At 41.7% G+C, this 19,416-nt stretch carries 14 protein-coding genes; 11 read left to right on the top strand and 3 right to left on the bottom strand.

From position 1 onward, the window contains the following. Positions 1–2 precede the first annotated feature (2 nt). From HUJ21_RS04120 to HUJ21_RS04085, 8 genes are all read left to right on the top strand, one after another. Positions 3–1,772 carry a RagB/SusD family nutrient uptake outer membrane protein gene (locus HUJ21_RS04120; RefSeq protein ID WP_291367571.1) on the top strand — a complete coding sequence of 590 codons (1,770 nt, stop codon included), beginning with the start codon at positions 3–5 and terminating at the stop codon, positions 1,770–1,772. 154 nt (positions 1,773–1,926) lie between these two features. Continuing rightward, a complete protein-coding gene (locus HUJ21_RS04115) occupies positions 1,927–3,330 on the top strand; it encodes a neutral/alkaline non-lysosomal ceramidase N-terminal domain-containing protein (RefSeq protein ID WP_291367569.1) in 1,404 nt (467 codons plus the stop codon). A 225-nt stretch (positions 3,331–3,555) separates the two neighbouring features. After that, positions 3,556–4,899 (top strand): DegT/DnrJ/EryC1/StrS family aminotransferase, encoded by a 1,344-nt coding sequence (locus HUJ21_RS04110; protein ID WP_291367567.1) that lies wholly within the window; start codon positions 3,556–3,558, stop codon positions 4,897–4,899. 10 nt (positions 4,900–4,909) lie between these two features. Then, positions 4,910–6,301: a hypothetical protein gene (locus HUJ21_RS04105; RefSeq protein ID WP_291367565.1), complete on the top strand. Its 1,392-nt coding sequence runs from the start codon at positions 4,910–4,912 to the stop codon at positions 6,299–6,301. Positions 6,302–6,629: 328 nt separating this feature from the next. Continuing rightward, positions 6,630–8,033, top strand: a complete 1,404-nt coding sequence (locus HUJ21_RS04100; protein WP_291367563.1) for a neutral/alkaline non-lysosomal ceramidase N-terminal domain-containing protein — start codon at positions 6,630–6,632, stop codon at positions 8,031–8,033. Positions 8,034–8,103: 70 nt separating this feature from the next. Further along, a complete protein-coding gene (locus tag HUJ21_RS04095) occupies positions 8,104–9,387 on the top strand; it encodes a hypothetical protein (RefSeq protein WP_291367561.1) in 1,284 nt (427 codons plus the stop codon). 48 nt (positions 9,388–9,435) lie between these two features. After that, positions 9,436–10,344, top strand: coding sequence for a ribokinase (gene rbsK / locus HUJ21_RS04090; protein WP_291367559.1), 909 nt, complete (start codon positions 9,436–9,438; stop codon positions 10,342–10,344). Positions 10,345–10,356: 12 nt separating this feature from the next. Continuing rightward, complete coding sequence (locus HUJ21_RS04085) at positions 10,357–11,355, top strand: GRP family sugar transporter (RefSeq protein WP_291367557.1); 999 nt, start codon at positions 10,357–10,359, stop codon at positions 11,353–11,355. A 312-nt stretch (positions 11,356–11,667) separates the two neighbouring features. Here HUJ21_RS04085 and HUJ21_RS04080 read toward each other — a convergent pair whose 3' ends face one another. Further along, on the bottom strand, positions 11,668–12,726 hold the full coding sequence (locus HUJ21_RS04080; RefSeq protein WP_291367555.1) for a LacI family DNA-binding transcriptional regulator: 1,059 nt from the start codon (positions 12,724–12,726) through the stop codon (positions 11,668–11,670). Positions 12,727–13,075: 349 nt separating this feature from the next. Here HUJ21_RS04080 and HUJ21_RS04075 point away from each other — a divergent pair, with 349 nt between their 5' ends. From HUJ21_RS04075 to HUJ21_RS04065, 3 genes are all read left to right on the top strand, one after another. Beyond that, the gene (locus HUJ21_RS04075) at positions 13,076–13,687 is read left to right on the top strand and encodes a sigma-70 family RNA polymerase sigma factor (protein WP_291367553.1); all 612 of its coding nucleotides are present in this window, start codon (positions 13,076–13,078) and stop codon (positions 13,685–13,687) included. Continuing rightward, the gene (locus HUJ21_RS04070) at positions 13,677–14,465 is read left to right on the top strand and encodes a hypothetical protein (protein ID WP_291367551.1); all 789 of its coding nucleotides are present in this window, start codon (positions 13,677–13,679) and stop codon (positions 14,463–14,465) included. The genes HUJ21_RS04075 and HUJ21_RS04070 overlap by 11 nt, the downstream gene beginning before the upstream one ends. A 123-nt stretch (positions 14,466–14,588) precedes the next feature. Next, a complete protein-coding gene (locus tag HUJ21_RS04065) occupies positions 14,589–15,374 on the top strand; it encodes a hypothetical protein (RefSeq protein WP_291367549.1) in 786 nt (261 codons plus the stop codon). Between the two features lie 23 nt (positions 15,375–15,397). Here HUJ21_RS04065 and HUJ21_RS04060 read toward each other — a convergent pair whose 3' ends face one another. Further along, positions 15,398–18,175 carry a CHAT domain-containing protein gene (locus tag HUJ21_RS04060; protein ID WP_291367547.1) on the bottom strand — a complete coding sequence of 926 codons (2,778 nt, stop codon included), beginning with the start codon at positions 18,173–18,175 and terminating at the stop codon, positions 15,398–15,400. Between the two features lie 50 nt (positions 18,176–18,225). Then, complete coding sequence (locus tag HUJ21_RS04055) at positions 18,226–19,122, bottom strand: hypothetical protein (RefSeq protein WP_291367545.1); 897 nt, start codon at positions 19,120–19,122, stop codon at positions 18,226–18,228. Between the last annotated feature and the right edge of the window lie 294 nt (positions 19,123–19,416).

Below are 19,416 nucleotides of genomic sequence, written 5' to 3'. Positions count from 1 at the left end.
AGATGAAAAAATATATCCAATCAATATTTGCATTTCCCCTGCTGCTGTTATTATTGGCAGCCTGTAATGAAGATTTTCTTGAGCCAAAACCCCTGTCTTTCTTTACCACAGACAATGTTTTTGTAGATAGGGCGGGTTTTGAAGCACTATTGGTCACTATGAGGAAGGATCTTACCCGGGAACAAACCGCTCAGAAGAACTTTATGGCCCATCAATGGGCCGCATCGGAAGCAGGAGTTCCCTGGCTTCAAATGGATTATACTGCCCTTACCCCTAATTCCGACAGGTACCAGCAGTTTGTCACACAGATCAATGATATTTTTGAAATGGTGAAGAATGCCAATGTTGCCATCACGAGAATAGATGATTTGGAATGGGCAGATCAGGACGATCGAAATGAAGTTTTGGCAGAAGCATATTGGCACCGTTCTTATTGGTACTACAGATTGATCGGGAACTATGGAGATTTACCTTTTTTAAAGGAAGAGGTGCGTGGTGTAAGGCTGGATTTCCAGAGCCACAGCAGGTGGGCCATTTTGGATCAGATCCAGTCGGATATGGAATTTGCAGTACAGCACCTGCCCGTTTCGGCAGCCCCGGGCATACCCAGTAGGGGGGCTGGGGACCATTTGCTTTCCAAGATTTACCTGGCCAATATGGAATTTGACCAGGCCATTGCCGCTGCTTCCAGAGTGATTGAAGGGCCTTATGCCCTGATGACCGATCGATTTGGAGTGGAAGCGGATGATCCCGATAAAAATGTGATCTGGGATCTTCACCGGCATGCCAATAAAAATATTGGACAGAACACAGAAACCATTTTGGCCTTTGTGGACAGATGGGAAGCACCACCAACAGCAAGGACGCCAGGCCTGTTTACCATGAGGGTATATAATTGTTCCTGGTGGCATTCATCTATCGGGAAAGATAAAGACGGTAACCGCGGCACCATTGACGGTGGTCCCCTGTATGATTCGCTGGGAAGGGGAAACCCCGATGTCGCATTGAGTGATTGGCACAGTTATACCATTTGGGAGGAGGGTGATTTTGATTATACCAATACCCCTGATTTAAGGAGAGCCGACATCAACTGGTTTGATAGGGAGGAACTATATTATAACAATCCTGCATCATCTCAATACATGGAACCATTTGATCCGGAAAACATGGATATTCCTTCCGAATATTGGGCCAGGGTATACCCTTCACCATTTTACAAAATTTACGCTCCAAATGCACCGGATCAAACCAGTATTCCTATGGGAAGTAATGGGGACTGGTACATCTATCGCCTGGCAGAAACATACCTGATAAGAGCAGAAGCTTATTATTGGAAAGGTGACCTGGCCAGTGCAGCAATGGATTTGAATACCGTAAGGCAAAGGGCCAATGCCCCTGCCATAAGCCCCGCTGACGTAACCATTGATTTTATTTTTGACGAACGGGCCAGGGAATTGTTTGCAGAGGAACCCAGGCAGAATGAACTGAACAGGGTGTCTTATATTCTTGCGGCCAGGAATGAAGGAGGATATAGCCTGGAAACCCTTCATGAAAATAACTGGTACTTTGATCGTGTAAGGAACCTGAATAACTTCTATGACCGGTCGGATGAAATCATTCTTTTGGGTCAGCGACCGAGAATCATGCCTTACCATTTTCAGTGGCCCATAGACGACGATATGGTCAATTCCAATACCTTGGGAAGGATCAATCAGAACAAGGGCTACACCGGATCTGCCAATAATATACCACCATTAGAAGTAGTAGAATAAATGGAATGATCTTCTAAAAGCTATCCCACTGCCATTCACCTTTTCGGTTTTGAAGGCAGTGGGGTGTTCCGGTAACAACCATTTCCTTCAAATGACATTAAATTGTTTTGTATTGCTTTTCATTCCGTGAAGCCTGTTCTATAAAAATAATATTATGACAAAGGTCAGCCCATATTTAACAATTTTGCTTATTTGGTTCATAGGCTTTTCAGCAACCTTGCATCCCGCTTTTTGCAGGCAGGGTTATTCAGGATGGAGAGCAGGTGTCACAAAAGTGGAAATTACCCCACAGGAGCCCATGTGGATGGCGGGATATGCTTCCCGGGACCGTCCCTCAGAAGGGGTAAGACATGCTATTTGGGCCAAAGCACTTGTTTTGGAAGATTCCATGGGAAATAGGGCGGTGTTAGTGACAACAGACCTGGTGGGTATTCGTCAGGAATTGTCCCAGAGGATCCGGGACCGGCTAATGCAGGAATATGGTTTGTCCAAAGACCAGATTATTCTCAACAGTTCACATACCCATACCGGGCCGGAAACCGATTATGGAAGGTACCAATTCCAATTGGACCAGGTACAATTGGGTAAAATCAAAAATTATGTTGAAATTCTGGAACATAAAATTGTGGCATTGGTGGGAAATGCCTTGGAATCTCTTAAACCAGTTTACCTGCATGTGGAAAACGGAGTCACTCGTTTCCAGGTAAACCGTAGAAATAATAAGGAGGCCAGTCTGGGCCACCAGACAGATTTGAATGGCCCTAATGACTATGCAGTTCCTGTCATAAAAGTGACAGATGAGGATGGAAATATGACGGCATTGGTATTTGGATACGCCTGTCACCCTACAGTTTTGTCGGACTATCAAATATCGGGTGATTATGCTGGTTTTGCTCAATTGGCTTTGGAAAAACTTTACCCCGGAACCACTGCGCTTTTCTTTCAAGGCGCAGGTGCAGATCAGAATCCATTACCCAGACGATCTGTACCTTTGGCCCAACAATACGGTAAGGAATTGGCTGCTGCCGTAGAAAGGGTACTTTGCGAGGAAATGAAGCCTTTGGAAGGAAATTTATCCACCGCTTATTCCGAAATTGACCTTACCTTTGCCAGGGCGACACCTACCAGAGCCGAGTTATTGGAAATTACCGGTAATTCGTCCGGTTATCCGGAATACCTTAAACAAAATGCCAAAGTGTTGATGTCCAAACTGGACAACGGCGAATCCCTGATCACTTCCTACCCCTATCCGGTGCAGGCCTGGAGATTAGGTGAACAGGCCATCTTTTCCTTTGGAGGCGAATTGCTCATTGGATATGCCATAGCCCTTAAAAAGATTTTTGGTCAGGATACATTTGTAATGGGCTATTCCAATGACGTAATGGCCTATATTCCGACCAGGACGGTATTGGAGGAAGGGGGATATGAAGGAACCCGCTCCCCCATTTTCACTACTCCTTGGGCATTCGATATTGAAGACCGGATTATTGGGGAGGCAGTGAAATTGGCGGAAAAGGTTGGGATTCAACCACAGAAATACCCGCTCACAGATCAATAAATCAAATAGAAATGAATGTAAAACTCCATCCCCACTTAATTTATATTGAGATTTCACCCATTAACTTTCTTTTTTTCTCAAACTCAGGTACAAAAACTACTTCCGGGTTGGAAAAATAAGGAGATTCCAAAGGTAAAATGATCTGTAATCGCGATAGCTTTACAATGACTCGAAATAGGAAAGAATTGAAAGGGGTTGGAAATTCTCGAACAAAAAAATACAATTATGATTTATAAACACGATCGACGAAAATTTTTGGGTACCCTGACACTGGTGGGGGCAGGAGTGACCTTGGGAGGCTCATCCTTTTCGTATATCCCTGAAGGAAATAAAAAGCCAGCCCTTTTGGGAGGGCCAAGAGCCCATCCTGACCAATTCCCCAGCTGGCCTGTTTCCGGAAAAAGGGAGGAAGAGGGAATGGCGGAAGTATTGCAAAGCAAAAAATGGGGCAGGTTAAACGGTAATGCGGTTGCCAATTTCGAAAATAAATACAAAGAATGGACAGGCGCCAAACACTGCGTGGGGGTATCCAGTGGCACCAGTGCCTTATTTACTTCTTTAGGGGTATTGGACATAGGGCCCGGGGATGAAGTCATCATTCCGGTATATACTTTTGTTGCCACCTATAACGTGGTCGTTTTAAACTATGCTTTACCTAAATTTGTAGACACGGACATAGAAACTTTTCAAATCGATACGGATAAAATCGGACAATCGATAACCCAAAACACCAAATTAATCATGCCGGTACACATCGGCGGCTCCCCGGCCGATATGGATTCTGTTATGGATGTTGCGGAAAAACACAAAATCCCTGTCCTTGAAGATGCCTGCCAGGCTCATTTGGCCGAATGGAAAGGAAAAAAAGTAGGGACAATTGGACTGGCTGGCGCCTTCAGTTTTCAATCCAGCAAAAACCTCAATTCAGGTGAAGGGGGTGCCATCATCACCAATGATGATATGTTTGCAAATAATGCCTATAATTTTCACAATCAAAGCCGGGGAAATGATGGTGAAAACAGTAGTTATCGTTCCACCAGAGGTACCAATCTTAGGCTGACAGAATTCCAGGGCAGATTATTGACGGAACAGATGAGCAGATTACAGGAACAGGCCAACCGTCGGACCCTCAATGCCCAATACCTTACCGGCCTGTTAAAGGATATTCCCGGGATTTATCCTGCGAAATTATATCCTGGAGTCACCCAAAGTGCTTATCATCTCTACATGTTCCGTTTTGATAAAAATGCATTTGCTGAAATGCCAAAATCTAGATTTTTGGAAGCTTTATCGGCAGAAGGAGTCCCTTGTTCAGGTGGATATGGTAGGATGAATAAGGAGAATTATGTCCAGGATTTGGCCAAAAACAGACATTATTTGAATTTATATGGTAAATCGACCATGCAGGAATGGTTGGAAAACAGCAATTGTCCCCAAAATGACTTGCTATGTGAGCAAGCCGTATGGTTTGGTCAATCCATGTTATTGGGAACAAAAAAAGACATGGAACAGATTGCAGAAGCCATATTGAAAATCAGGGCCCATGCCGGAGACCTGGCGAAATCTTAATCACCATACGATGATGAATTTAAATTTGAGGTGTTTCTTGATCTGTTTTTTTTGGTGGATGATTTTATTGGGAAAATCTTCAGTGCAGCTTTTGGCCCAGGAAATGGCTGAGATGGAAACCCATATGGATATTGGGGTCAGCACCATTGACATTACTCCGGACCACCCCATCCGGTTGGCTGGATACGGTGCAAGAGAAAAAAAACCTTCGGAGGGGATCATCCATCAGTTGAATGCCAAAGCACTTGCCTTTGGCAGGGATGATCAGGGACCATCTATTCTGATCACCGTAGATTTGGTGGGGATACCTGCGATTATTACAGCAAAGGTGACCAAAAGAATAACCGAACAAACCGGAATTGAGGCCTCCCACCTGGTGATTTGTGCATCTCATACCCATGGTGGTCCCGAAGTGGGGAATCTGCTTAATATCCTTCAATACAGGGGGGATACGTTTAGTGATTCCTTACTCAAATTGGAAGAATTGGTGGAAATATCGAGGTATACGGAACGTTTAACTGACCAACTGGTTGCAGTGGCCCTTTCCTCACTTGCAGATCGGGAGCCTGCTTTGTTATTCTGGGGGCAGGGAAGAATGGGATTTGCAAAAAACAGAAGAACGGAGGGAGGTCCGGTAGACCAGTCATTCCCTTTGATGAAAATCACCGATCCAACCGGTAATTTAAAGGCCATTTTGGTGAATTATGCCTGTCATGGCACTACTTTGGGAGGGGATGTTAATCAAATTCATGGTGATTGGATGGGAGAGGCGCAATTGATGATTGAGTCGAACCATCCCGGGGTAGTTGCCATGGTGGCCATAGGTTGCGGAGCAGATGCCAACCCGTACCCGCGGGGAAAAATGGAACACCTGCGGTTACATGCCCATGAGGTGGCGGATAATGTGGAGCAATTGCTGACTTCCAAATTACATCCAATCATTCAACCTCCCTCCGGAAAAATTAAATGGATAAACCTGCCATTTGCCCATGTTCCGTCAGTACCGGAACTGATTGCTCAGACGGAGGATAAAACGGTCAGGGGCTATTATGCCCGTTTGGCTTTGGATAGAATTGCCAGGGGGCAGGATATCCCCAAAACGCTTTCGTATCCTGTCCAAACCTGGACTTTTGGCAATGAAATGGCCATGGTAAACCTTGCAGGTGAGGTGGTGGTGGATTATTCTCTGCGTTTAAAAAAAGAGATAGGTGCGGATAAACTTTGGATCAATGCCTATGCCAATGATGTACCCTGTTATATTGCTTCCTGTAGGGTAATCAGGGAAGGTGGATATGAATCAGAGTCAAGTATGTATTATTATGACAAACCTTCTCCTTTCGCAGAGGGAATTGAAGAATTAATTATTAACACAGTACATGAACTTCTTCCTCCCTCATTCTAGCCCAGGGAATTCCCGGCGGGAGTCCTTCTGGAATGCAAAAAGATACCAGTATGTAAGCTGAAAAGGAAAAAACGTTTTTTTCCTTGTTAAAATTTACGAACCTAAATCTATGAATTGCTAAAATTACCCCGTAATTTGACTGAACATAAGTCTCTTTTGTTGCAGGAAGGTAAGCATGCTGATGGTAGAGAAGTAATCCAAAAAAATGTATGGATTTAATGGTCGGCAACATTAAAAGGATTATTAAATCCTTATTGGAAGTCCGATTAAACGAAGCAATCAATACAATTTAAGTAATAAGTCATTAAACATATTAAAATTACTACTTATGAAAATAAATTTTTCCATCTTTTCGGTAATTCTTATGGTTTTATTCAGTAATATTTCAGGTCAGGCACGGATTCTAGACGACCAGGCTTCTTTGCGATGGAAAGCAGGTGTGTCCAAAATTGACATTACACCCAAAGAGCCTATTTGGCTGGCAGGATATGGAGGCAGGGATCACCCTTTCGATGAGGTGATCCATCCAATCTGGATCAAAGCCCTTGCCCTGGAGGATGCTTCCGGAAAACAAGCTGTTTTGATTACAGCAGATCTATTGGCCATGCCAAAAGCGCTTTCAGACCGGATCAGACTGGGACTAAAAGAAAGGCATGGACTAAGCGAAGCTCAGATCATTATCAACAGTTCCCATAGTCATTCCGGCCCGGTATTGGAGAATTCGCTTTCCGATATTTATCCCATGAACGAGGCCCAGAAGCAGCAGGTGAGCCATTATTCCGATGCCCTGGTAGATAGCATGATTCGATTAGTGGATGAGGCTTTCGGCGCCCTCCGGCCAGCTCATTTGTATGTAGAAAATGGGGTCACCAGATTTCAGGTAAACCGCAGAAACAATCCAGAAAATCAGTTGGAAAGTATTGCTGACCTCAAAGGACCCAATGATTACGCTGTGCCTGTCATTAGGGTGAACGAAGAAGGAGGAGACATTATGGCCATTGTTTTTGGTTACGCCTGCCACCCTACTGTCCTGGGCGATTACCGGCTTTCTGGTGATTACCCCGGATTTGCTCAGATCGAACTGGAGAAAAATTATCCAGGGGCAACAGCCTTATTTTTTCAGGGAGCAGGAGCAGATCAAAATCCTCTCCCCAGAAGAACGATCTTTCTGGCGCAGCAGTATGGTAAAAGTTTGGCTGCTGCTGTTGATCGGGTTTTAAGTGAAGATATGCGGCAGCTGGAGGCAAGTATTCATACGGCTTATTCCGAGGTAGATCTTGCTTTGGCAACGCCACCAAGTATGGAAGCACTTTCGAAATTCATTGCTTCGTCTTCGGGCTATCAGAAAAGATGGGCGACCCGAATGAATGAAGAAAGAACGAACGGAACGGAACCAATGAAATCATATCCCTTTCCTGTTCAGGTTTGGAAGCTGGGAGATCAGCCTATCATGACTTTAGGAGGGGAAACCGTCATTTCCTATGCCATTGAGCTAAAAAAGATCTTTGGCCCCGATATTTTTGTAATGGGCTATTCCAATGATGTGATGGCGTACATACCCTCTACAACCATCCTTAGAGAAGGTGGCTATGAGGGTGCTTCTTCCCAAATGGTGTATGGTCTGCCAAGTACCTGGGCTTCAAATATAGAAATTGACATCCTTCACGAATTCCTTCGCCTTGCCGATCAGGTAGGTGTTTCCCGGTTAGAATCAAGCTTGATACCTGATTAATCCAACCATATATCCATTTCAATTTGATTGAATGACAAATAGAAAAGCAACCAAATCTAAAAATACTGATATGCCCGCCAAATATTTGGAGGCGAGAAAGTATTTTTCAGGATTTAAATTGGCCCATGATACCTACAATGCCATTTCCTGTGCAAGTGATGGCAATATTTATTACATATTGTCTTCTGAATCCATTGAATCTGGAGGCCAATTTTATGTTTATAAGCCAAGGGAAAACAAGATTGAATTTATCGGTGACTTGACTGAATTGTGCAGAGAGAAGTACTTAAAAGCCATTCCCCAAGGCAAAAGTCATGTTGAATTCTATGAAAAAAATGGAAAATTGTATTTCAGTACGCATGTTGGTTTTTATGAATTAATAGATGGAATGGACCGCTTGCCTGAAAACCCGCCTGCAGGGTATGAAAAATACCCTGGTGGACATATTTTATCCTATGACCTGATTACCAGAGAAGTGGAGGATTTGTTGCTGGTGCCTGGTGGAGAAGGGATAGTATCGATGACCATGGATAAGGAACGAGGGCATATTTACGGAATTACCTGGCCCACTGGACGTTTCATTCACTTCGATCTCCAAACGAAGGCTTTTCATGATATTGGATTGGTTTCAGGACTTGGTGAAGCAGGTACACCTGGAAAGGATTTCAGGACCCTTTGTCGTTCCTTGTTTGTTGATCCCAGGTCTGGCAAAGTTTATTTTTCTACAGCCGAAGGGGATATCTATTGGTACGATGCCCAACAAAAAACCCTGACTGCGGAGGAAGAGGTGAATCTTCGTTTGGATTATTTTGGCCTGTACGATCCAACCCAACCAGGAAGTATGGCTTATAATTGGAGGAAGATTTTCTGGCATGAACCAGAAGGTGTTGCTTATGGAATACATGGAAACTCCGGTTACCTGTTTCGGTTTGATCCTTTGAAGAAAAATATTGAGATTGTTGAAAGAATTGTTTCTGAGCCTTCCCGAAAAAGCGGTATGTTTGATCAATTCAGTTACGGGTATTTGGGCTTTGAACTTTGCAAAGAGAATGATACCATATATTACCTGACCGGAGGTCCTATTTATAAGAATGGTAAACTGGTCCGGGGGGTCGAAAAAATAGCAAAAGGAGCTGCCAAAGGATTGGAAAACCTCCACCTGGTCACCTTCCATATTGCTAGTAAACATTATCTCGATCATGGTCCCGTGTTGTATTCAGACGGTTCCATACCTACCTACGTCAATTCAATTGCCATTGGGAAAGACGGATATATTTATACCCTGGCCAGGTTGGAACATGAAGGAAAGATCATCCAGGATTTGGTAAAAATTAAAAACCCATTACAAGGATGATTCTCGTTGAGTAGAATTAAATCAAAACGATTAAAGACCTGGAATAAGATGGGGAAATTGAATAACTTATTGGTTATAGGTAGTTCAAATACAGATATGGTGGTACAGGTAGAACATTTTCCCACACCGGGTGAAACCCTGTTGGGAGGAGATTTTTTCATGAACCCCGGGGGAAAAGGAGCCAATCAGGCGGTGGCCGCGGTCAGGCTTGGAGGTAAGGTTGCCTTTATTGCAAAAGTCGGCAAAGATATTTTTGGTAAAGAAACCCTGGAAAACCTATTGCGGGAGGGTATCAATATAGAGGGTATTTCTCAGGACGAGGTTTATCCTTCCGGAGTAGCGCAGATCACAGTTGATAAAAATGGGGAGAATTGTATTGTAGTGGCAAGTGGTGCCAATATGGCCTTGGGCGCAGGGGATATAGAGAAAAACATGATGCTGGTTCACCAGGCTGAAATTATTCTTCTTCAACTGGAAATACCCATGGATACGGTAAGCCATGTAGTGAAGATAGGGAATGAAGCAGGTAAAAAAGTTATACTTAACCCAGCACCTGCACAAACCCTTGATGACGAAGTGTATGCTGGCCTTTTTGCCATCACTCCCAATGAATCAGAAACCACCCTGCTTAGCCGTATTCAGGTAAAAGACGAACATTCTGCAGCTAAAGCCGCCTCATTTTTTCATGAGAAAGGAGTCAAGGTGGTAGTCATCACCTTAGGTGCTAAGGGGGCTTATTTATCTTCCGGGGAATTTAAAGGGATTGTTCCTGCTCCTATAGTGCATGCAGTAGATACCACCGCAGCAGGAGATACTTTTAATGGGGCTTTAGCTGTGGGTATTTCAAAGGGAATGTTTTTAAAAGAGGCAGTTCAATTTGCCAATAAAGCGGCGGCCTATTCCGTCACAAAAAAGGGAGCCCAATCCTCCGTTCCGAGGCTTTCAGAAATCGAATAAAACCCCAAAACCATGTACATCATCGAATCCTATTCCCTGGCTGTTATTTTCTGTTTTGTAACCATGCTTTGCTGGGGTTCCTGGGCCAATACCCAAAAACTGGCTGAAGGCCGCTGGCGGTTTGAATTGTTTTATTGGGATTATGTAATCGGTATTGTCCTATTGGCCCTTATTTTTGGACTTACCCTGGGCAGCACAGGTACCTTTGGCAGGCCATTTATAGAAGATCTTCAACAGGCTACATTCCCAAATTATCTGAAAGCTTTTGTCGGTGGGCTGATCTTTAACCTGGCCAATATTCTCATCGTGGCGGCTATTGCCATAGCAGGGATGTCTGTGGCTTTTCCCATCGGAATTGGGCTTGCCCTGGTTTTGGGTGTGGTCATTAATTATTTTTCGGAGCAAAAAGGTGACCCTGTATTCCTTTTTTTAGGAGTAGCCCTGGTCACTTCAGCAATTGTTCTGGATGCAATGGCTTATCGGAAAATTAGCAGGGATAGCGCAAAAAACCCTGCTAATGGGATTAAATTGGCTTTGCTAGGCGGTGTTTTGATGTCTTTATTTTACTTTTTTGTACAACAATCCATGTCTTTAGATTTTAATTATCCAACAGCAGGGAAATTCACACCTTATGGAGCTGTTTTTATTTTTTCTATAGGCATTTTGGTCAGTAATTTTTTATTCAATACTGTCTTGATGAAGCGGCCCATTGAGGGAAATCCGATTGGCTACCGGGAATATTTCAATGGCAGATGGACGATTCATGGCGTGGGAATTTTAGGTGGGGTTATTTGGTGCATAGGCATGTCATTTAGCATTGTCGCTTCCGAACAGGCGGGTCCTGCCATTTCCTATGGGTTAGGGCAGGGGGCTACCATGGTGGCAGCTTTTTGGGGTGTTTTTATCTGGAAAGAATTTAAAGGAGCTTCTCAGAAAATTCTTTATTGGCTGACGGCCATGTTTGCCTGCTTTATCACCGGCCTTTTATTGATCATTTACGCCGGAGCATGATCAAATCAGAGCTATTCTTCCGTTGTGACGGTCTTTGCAAGCCCTGGTGCTGGAAGTGCCGGCAGTTATTAAGGTCACCTGTGTATCATTTCTTCCTGGAAATTCCGCCTAGATTTAGTAAAAATTCAATTTTTACCCCAAGTGTTTAAGCAACATGGGTAGGCTTTTTTTAGTTGGTGCTCAGGATAATTCTAAAACGTTGTTTTTCCTGGTTCATTCCACCAAAACTGAACCGAATGCTTTTTGTAAACAGGCATCAATCCAGGTTTTCAGGCATCAGCATGCTTCTATTTGTTTAGATTTCAAAATTGATTAACGATAAAAATCCTGGTTTTCCCTGGTGACAATATCAATTGGCATAAAATAAATTTGATCAACCGGCAATTTAAGGACAATGTGGTGGTAGAGGCTCATGAGTCCCTTATATCCTTGTTCTTCAGGCTTGTGGCAAATCAAAAAATCAATCCATCCATTTTTTAAATAATTTTGATTTTCTTTTGAAAAATCATAACCAACAAGGTGAATTTTCGAATATTTTTTTGATTCAAGAAACTGCGCCACATAGAAAACCCGGGAGTTGGTTACGAAAATGACCTCAATATCAGGATGCTGGGAAAAAATCTTTTCCAGGTTTAAAAACACCGATTTTTTTTCAGTGTCAGTGATATCCAATTTTATCAGTTGGTGGTCTACATCATTTTCGAAAAAATAATTATTAAATCCTTCTTCAATTTTGGAGTAATTAAAACTATTACTTTCTTTTGAAATATTCACAAATAAAATTTTTTGGGTTTGACGCATTCCAATGGCACATAGACGGGCACCGAGAAATCCACTTTGGAAGAGGGGAGGACCGATATAGGAAAGAATTCCCTTTGCCTCAATATTACTGTCAATAAATACAAACGGAATCGTATCCTGCTCGCAGTAATGAATAAATTGAATGGATTCTTTTACAAATGAGGGGGCCAATAAAACTCCATCAAAACGCTTACTATTTTTAATTTTTTGAGCAGAATCGATAAAGGAATCTTTATTGTTTAAGTCAAAGAAAAAAAAATCCACAGAAATACCATATTGCCTGATTTCTTCTTCTGCCCTTTTGATTCCCTTAAGGGGAGCATCCCAGAAATCTGTTCTTTCAGAACCTTTGGGTATCAAAACCGCCAGTCGATATACTTTCCCCGAGGCCAACCTGCTGGCTAAAATATTAGGCTGGTAATTCAATTCCTTTATGATCTTCTCAATTTTGGATTTGGTAATGGCGGATACCCCAGATCGGTTGTGAATAACCCTATCCACCGTTGCTATGGAAACATCAGCCAACCTGGCAATTTCTTTTACCCCAGATAACTTTTTATTATTCTTCATTGCCGGTTAAAACTAAAAAATCAAATTCATAGTTATCGATTGGTTTATAGGCAGGCACCTGCCTTTCCCGAGCCGGATTCGGGAGTAACTCACTCCTGTATAACGAAAGGCAATTGTTTGATAATCTTGGCTTTTTGTGCCGCTTGCCTCATGCTCGATTTCATCAGACTAAATTAAGAAAATTAATGCAAAGTATTCCTGTGGAGTTTTGAGGAGCACAATTGTGATTTATAAAACAACCTACCCTTTCCATCATTTAGGGGCAGTTGATTTTACCCCAAAAGCATCAATTTTTTCTACTAATGAAGTTACATTGATTAACTTTGATGCTACTAAAAGGTAGTATTTCATGAAGAAAAGCAAGTTTTGGACTGATCAGGAAATATTGGAGGAGATTTCCGGAGCAAAACAGATAAACGAAGCTATCCATCAACTTTACAAAGGATACTATGGTTTATTGGAAAATTATGTTTTACAAAATAATGGCAGTAATGCTGATGCTGCTGATACCATACAGGAAACCATGCTTGTATTCCTGAACATGATTGAAACCGGTAAATTCAGGAAAGAAGCAAGTATCAAATCGGTGTTGTATGGTATCAATCGAAATATTTGGTTAACGACTTTAAGAAAGCGAAAAAGTAGAGATCATCGCCATGGCATCTATGATAAGGAACAAGAACAGGTGGAATTTGATGTAAGCAAATCATTGGCAGAAATGGAAGGCTATCAATTGATCATGGCTTTATTTGAAAAATTGGGTGAAAAATGCAAACGCATTCTGGTGCTGTTTTATTACGAAAACCTCTCCATGGATGAAATCGCCCTAAGGGAGGAATACAGTAGTGATCAGGTGGTAAGGAATAAGAAATTTAAATGCATGAAGCAGTTGACGAATCAATTGGTCGGCAATCGCAATTTGTACGAAATGGTTAGAAATGCGCTGAAAGATGGGAAATAAGTATGATGATCAATATATGCTTGATTACCTGGACGGAATTTTAAGTCCGGAGGAAAAATCGCTTTTTGAGAAAGACTTGAAGACTGATTCTGCGCTCAAGGAACGGTTTAGTCTGCTCAAATTTACAATTAATGGAATAAAACTTAAAGGATATAAGGATAGTATCAAGCAAGTACAACAAGAGTTTCTCCAAAACAGGTTAGAAAACAAAAAATTCACTCCTATCGATGCCCCCAAATTGGAGAAAAAAGAAAGGTCCCTATACTTTTGGGGAAAAGCTGCGGCAGCGGTTTCCCTTCTGGTGCTATTCGGTTTTCTGTTTTATTTATTGCGCAATGATGGTCCTTCCCTTTATGAGGGGAGGTATATTTCTTATGAAATTGCTGCAGAAAGAGGTTTTTCTGAGCAAGAGAATATTCTGGAATCCCTGTTCATCAATGGAGAGTTCAAACAAATGTTTCAGGTAAGTGCCGAACGAGATCAAGATCAGTTAAGTCCCAGGGAAATGCTTTTGTTGGGAAATGCAGCCCTTGAATTGGATTCAGCCTCAGCTTCGCTGCCCTATTTTCAAAGACTGGATGAAAACAATACAAATTCAGGTACGGATACTTTTCAGGATGAAGTTGATTTTTTTCTTGCGCTTACTTATTTGAAATTAGGGGAATACCAAAACGCTTATAACCGGGTAGATAAAATCAGGGCGGATGACCGGCATAAATACAATGACAATTTTTCCAGACTGGATCAGCTTAGTATTAAGTTCAGGATCCTTTTTTGACTACTGATGCGTGTTTTGGTAGTGCGCAATTCATTTGAGTACTTTTTTTGACCTTTTTTAAGAAAAATGGTTACATATTTTTGCTTAGGCTCAACCTATAGGAAACTTAACAACTTAAAAATTATGAAAAGAACGAAAAATTTATCCGGGATACTGATTTTTGCCATTACCGCATGGCTCTTTACGGGATGTACTTCCGAAAATGATATGGTACCAGGCACAGGAGATGGCACCGTGGGAATGCTCTTTAAATTACAACCTGCAAGTGGGTCGGCTGCCAATGCCAGGAATGCCAATACAGGTTTGCTCTTTACCGACGGCTTTATCCAAATTAAGGAACTTGAACTGGACCTGGAGGGTAATTTTAATCGAGATGGACTCATTTCAGGAGGAAGTTTTGACGATGACGACGATGATGAGGACGGGAGCGAATGGGAGTATGAGGTAGAATTCAACGAAATCAAAAAAGTTGGTTTTGATCAGTTTGATACTGAAACGGATTTCTTTATCAATATTCCGGAAGGCGAATACGAGGAAATTGAAATGGAAATTGATTTGATTGATTACCGGAATGAACCTTCCATCTTATTAAATGGAACCTATATGAATGCGGAAGGGGAGGAAATTTCTTTTAGGTTTGAATTATTTGGTGATGATATAGATTTTGAAGTGGAGATAGAGGCCGATGATGACAATTATTTTGTGGTGGACAGGGTCAATAACCCTCTGATTCTTTTTGAGCTCGTTCCCGAAAGATGGTTCTCGTCCATTAGCACTTCTGAATTGGAAAATGCGGAACTTGATGATGATGGAGTTATGGTTTTCAGTGAAAGCAGCAACCGGTCTATTTTCCAGAAGGTACGGGAAAGAATAGCAACTGATGCAGAGATTGAAATTGAAATCGATTGAATTAGAATTGCTTAATTACTCATTTAAAGGAGAGTTGTTTCAACTCTCTTTTTTTTCCAGTAATATATCAGGCTGCTAGCCATTACCACCAAAATCATAAACCAAAATAATGAGAATTTTGCCTGAATAAAGGTGTCTTCAAAAGTATTCCCAATAAAAACCATGTTGGCCCAAAAGTAAGGATGGTGATATTGTGCCATATCAGGATCATTCAAGAGTTCTTTTTTGGCCCCTTGTAAGGCTTCGGGATAACTGTATCCCATGTTGAGTTTTTCATAAAACACCCTGCTAAGATAGGCCGTAACCTTATCATTGGCTTTCCAGATACTGCTGATAATATTGTCACATCCGGCATAAGCAAATCCACGTGAAAGGCTGATCAAACCCTCTCCATTCACCACCTCACCCTTATGTGTATCACAGGCACTTAAAAAAACCAAAGAAGCATTTTGCAGGTCCAATTGATACAGTTCCTCGGCAAATAGCAGGTGGTTTTCGCCTGCTGTAGAGAAGACAATAAATCCTTCGTCAGGGGAATCAGGTGTAGACAAGGCATGGGTTGCCAGGTGAATGATGGATGCATTTGTCGAATGCTCCAAAAATTGCTGTTTTGTCGCCGCATTTCCAAGGAAAACCCTTCCTTCCAATAATTCCATTTCTGAGGCAGCATTTGGGAGCAAATCAAATTCACTGGAATCAGGCAAACTGTCAATAGCTGTAAATGGAGCAAATCCAATGGCACTATTCTTATTGAAATTGTTTCCAAAACTATCCAATTGAAGTAACTTTCCTGAATATTGGTAGGTAATAGAATGGTTTTTCACCAAATGTTCCCCTTTAGGGTTTACCAACATTTCAAATGGTAAATGTACAAGCTCCTGGTCTGGAAGGATGACCCAATTGGAATAATTTTCAAGATCAGGATAGGATTGTCCCAACATTTGATCAAAGGCCCGGATGGAAATATCCTCCAAGGTGCGTCTGCTATTCCCTTTGGACGTAACCAACTCCTTATTGATAGATCGAATCAAATTAAAAAGGGAGTCTCTTTCAATGATTTCCGACAGGTACAATCGGTCTTTGTTGAGCACAAAGCAAAAAATGGTATCATTGGCTACGAAATAGGATAACAGGACTTGCCGACCGGCTTTTAAATTGGCTTTAAGACTGTTAATGGTTATCCGTTCAGTATTTAACTTTTTTTCAAAATAGGAAGAAAAACCGTTATAGGAGGCATACAAACGACTCAGGGCCAATTTACTATCCCGAACCTGGGTTTCCAGATCATCAACATTGTCAGGATCCTGAACTTCCCTAATTTTTTGATTGGCCCTGGTCAATTGAAATTTTAAAACCTTTTCCTTTTGAAGTAATTCCAGAGGGATGTCTGCATTTTCTTTGATTTTTCCTTCGTTTCTTGCCAACTCCAAAGCAGTAGCCTTGCTTTCTTCAGCCCATAAAAACCCTCTGATCAAGTGCGCCTCATCATTTGTTGCCAGGTAAAGGTCTATTGAAGCACTTACGGCATCTTCATAAGCCTTCCGGATAGATTCTCCCAGAAATATCCTTGCTTCCTGATTGTCATATAAATTATTCAAATAGAAAAACAAATCAAAAACAACCTGGTAAGTGTCAAAGGCCGACTGAAACAATTGGTCCTTCTCTTTTTCTTTAGCCAGTGCCAGGAGACTTTTCGCTTTAAGGGAAAGGCTTTCAAATATATCTGTCATTCCCCAATTGATGTTTCCGGGGGAGGGGTTTTTTCTGATGTCCGATTCGGTAAAACTCCCATCAAAATTTAAAATGGCTTTATGAAATGCCTCCGTTGCCTTCTGGTACTCTTCTTTTAACAACCAGGATTTTCCCATTAGTTGATAAGACTTGCCCAGATGGTAATTTAAAGCCGATTGATTTGTACGGTTGTTTTTATTTTCTTCTAAATTGGGCATTATCAATTTGAGGGCTTTGTCAGGTTGAATATTTAGCAAATGGACCTCTGCATGGATATTTTGATTGGGCAGGCTTTGTTTATTTTCTGGCTCAGTGATGCTGTTCAGGTAATAAAGTGCCGAATCAGGATTTTGGTCTTTGATGGACAAAGAGGCCAACTTGCTTAAAATTTCGTCCGTATCGATATTCAGACTCAATGCTTCCAGGTACAGGGCTTCAGCCTTATCAAATTCTTTCAGGTTAGCCCAGGACGCCCCTTCATTGGTTAGAAAACTGAATATTGCATATCTGGCGGCGGAAACTGGTTCAGGTTTGGCTTTTTGAGTTATGATAGATCTGGCCTTAGAGAAATAATTGATCGCCTGCGTATAATTTCCGGACTCATAGTAGATTACTCCCAAAGAGTTGTACAACCTACCGGTTTCCTGCTTATTGGTTTTCTTTTTCAATATTTCCTCGGCCTGATTGAGGTAAAGGATACTACTGTCTGCCTGATTTAGAAGAAAAAAAGATTCGCCAAGATACAGAGCGGGGGAAAATTTCAAGGTATCGTTCAAATTATTTCTTGAAATAAATGTAAGTCCCTGGCGCAAAACATCAATGCTATTTTCAGGTTTGCCCTGGATAAGGTACAAGGTGCCTAGTTTATCGAAAACATCGGCAGATTGGGAGAGGGGTAAGGCATCAGTTGGAATTTGAGCTTTTATCTCTTCTAATAATTGGATGGCTGTGCTGTCGCTTTGGTCGGTTGGGTACTCAGTGTAAAAATAGTTTAAAGCCGTTTCATATTTTTCTTCAAGTTCCCTTCCCTGTCCCAATAGGAGCAGGGAAGGAAAGTAACAGCAGCACAAAATTATTAAACATTTTTTATTTATCATTGATGCTTAGGTCTCCTGATAGTTTACCGGGCAAATCGGGAAACTACCACAAGATACGGTGGTCTTGGTCTTCTTGTTCTGGGAGGATTGAAATTTGTTCTTAAATTATTCGAAAAAGGTTTGGTTGATAAAATTTGATCTTGTTTTGCCTGGATTTCGTCTATCAGAATTTGGGGGACGTCTTCCATGGTTTCGTAATAAAAGAATTTTAAATCTATGCCATTTAATGCCTGCATGCTCCCATCGTTTAACCTGTAGTAAAGCCGGACATCTTTCTGAATGCCATTTTCCGGATTGGTACCAAAAAAGTTATTTTGGAGCGTCTCCTGAAGCTTGATGACTCCGGACCCGTTACCAATGACTAATCCCTGGTCTGCTAGCCGTTCCCCTCCCGGGCCCTCAGCATCAAATTCACAATCGTCGTCATCGTCATCATCGTCATCGTCATCATCATCATCATCGTCGTCATCATCTTCTTCGCAAGGAGGTAAGGCAGCCGGAGACCCATTAAATACGGGTAGAATACTTGTATCTCCCTGGTCCAATATGTACAGACCATCTAAATAATTAATACCTGCAATAGTCAGTTCAAATTGGCAGCTGTTGTTTCCCTGGGTAAATGAAACCTTGTATTTTAATCCTGTTTCACTCGCGTTGATATCAATAACACCTGTTCGGGGATCTATGGCCAGGCCTTCGGGTAGGGAAGTAAACAAGCCCGGGCCCTCAATTCCCTGTGGGCTGATGGTATTGTTGCCCATTTCGTTGATGAAAAATAATGTGTCTCCGTAACTAAAAGTTTGACAATCTACTTCAAGCGTATTGTTCAGGGTGTTATCTCCATCTCGATCCAGGTTACAGGATGACAAAATTAAAAGAAAAACGACAAGTTTGAAGAAGTGGGTATTCCTATATTGCATTTTACGCTTTCTTTTTAGTTGTAGTGAAATTAAAGATTGTAATCGGATAAGAAATAAAATTAACAGATTTTTCCGAGGGAATCCAGCTTTTAAAATCACTTGCAGTGGGCTTGGGGTTTAGTTTTTTTTATTACCTTCCTTTTTTAAAAGACCAAAATTATCACGTTGAAATTAAAACCAAGCAAAATGGACTCTTCAAAACTTCTTCAAACACTGTTGGAAAAATTGGACAAATGAATTCCTTTTTTTTTTGAATATCTCCCAATTCTGGTTTTGGCGCTTTTGTTTTTTTTC

It is taken from the genome of Cyclobacterium sp. (genome assembly GCF_014762705.1).
Classification (GTDB): domain Bacteria; phylum Bacteroidota; class Bacteroidia; order Cytophagales; family Cyclobacteriaceae; genus Cyclobacterium.
This window is presented reverse-complemented; position numbering and strand designations above follow the sequence as displayed.

Bases quoted from the DNA above. Each gene is read 5' to 3' on its own strand.
- HUJ21_RS04085 (WP_291367557.1), top strand. From the start codon at position 10,357: ATGTACATCATCGAATCCTATTCCCTGGCTGTTATTTTCTGTTTTGTA.
- rbsK (WP_291367559.1), top strand. From the start codon at position 9,436: ATGGGGAAATTGAATAACTTATTGGTTATAGGTAGTTCAAATACAGAT.
- HUJ21_RS04070 (WP_291367551.1), top strand. From the start codon at position 13,677: ATGGGAAATAAGTATGATGATCAATATATGCTTGATTACCTGGACGGA.
- HUJ21_RS04115 (WP_291367569.1), top strand. From the start codon at position 1,927: ATGACAAAGGTCAGCCCATATTTAACAATTTTGCTTATTTGGTTCATA.
- HUJ21_RS04110 (WP_291367567.1), top strand. From the start codon at position 3,556: ATGATTTATAAACACGATCGACGAAAATTTTTGGGTACCCTGACACTG.
- HUJ21_RS04100 (WP_291367563.1), top strand. From the start codon at position 6,630: ATGAAAATAAATTTTTCCATCTTTTCGGTAATTCTTATGGTTTTATTC.
- HUJ21_RS04120 (WP_291367571.1), top strand. From the start codon at position 3: ATGAAAAAATATATCCAATCAATATTTGCATTTCCCCTGCTGCTGTTA.
- HUJ21_RS04065 (WP_291367549.1), top strand. From the start codon at position 14,589: ATGAAAAGAACGAAAAATTTATCCGGGATACTGATTTTTGCCATTACC.
- HUJ21_RS04055 (WP_291367545.1), bottom strand. From the start codon at position 19,122: ATGCAATATAGGAATACCCACTTCTTCAAACTTGTCGTTTTTCTTTTA.
- HUJ21_RS04080 (WP_291367555.1), bottom strand. From the start codon at position 12,726: ATGAAGAATAATAAAAAGTTATCTGGGGTAAAAGAAATTGCCAGGTTG.
- HUJ21_RS04075 (WP_291367553.1), top strand. From the start codon at position 13,076: ATGAAGAAAAGCAAGTTTTGGACTGATCAGGAAATATTGGAGGAGATT.
- HUJ21_RS04105 (WP_291367565.1), top strand. From the start codon at position 4,910: ATGATGAATTTAAATTTGAGGTGTTTCTTGATCTGTTTTTTTTGGTGG.
- HUJ21_RS04095 (WP_291367561.1), top strand. From the start codon at position 8,104: ATGCCCGCCAAATATTTGGAGGCGAGAAAGTATTTTTCAGGATTTAAA.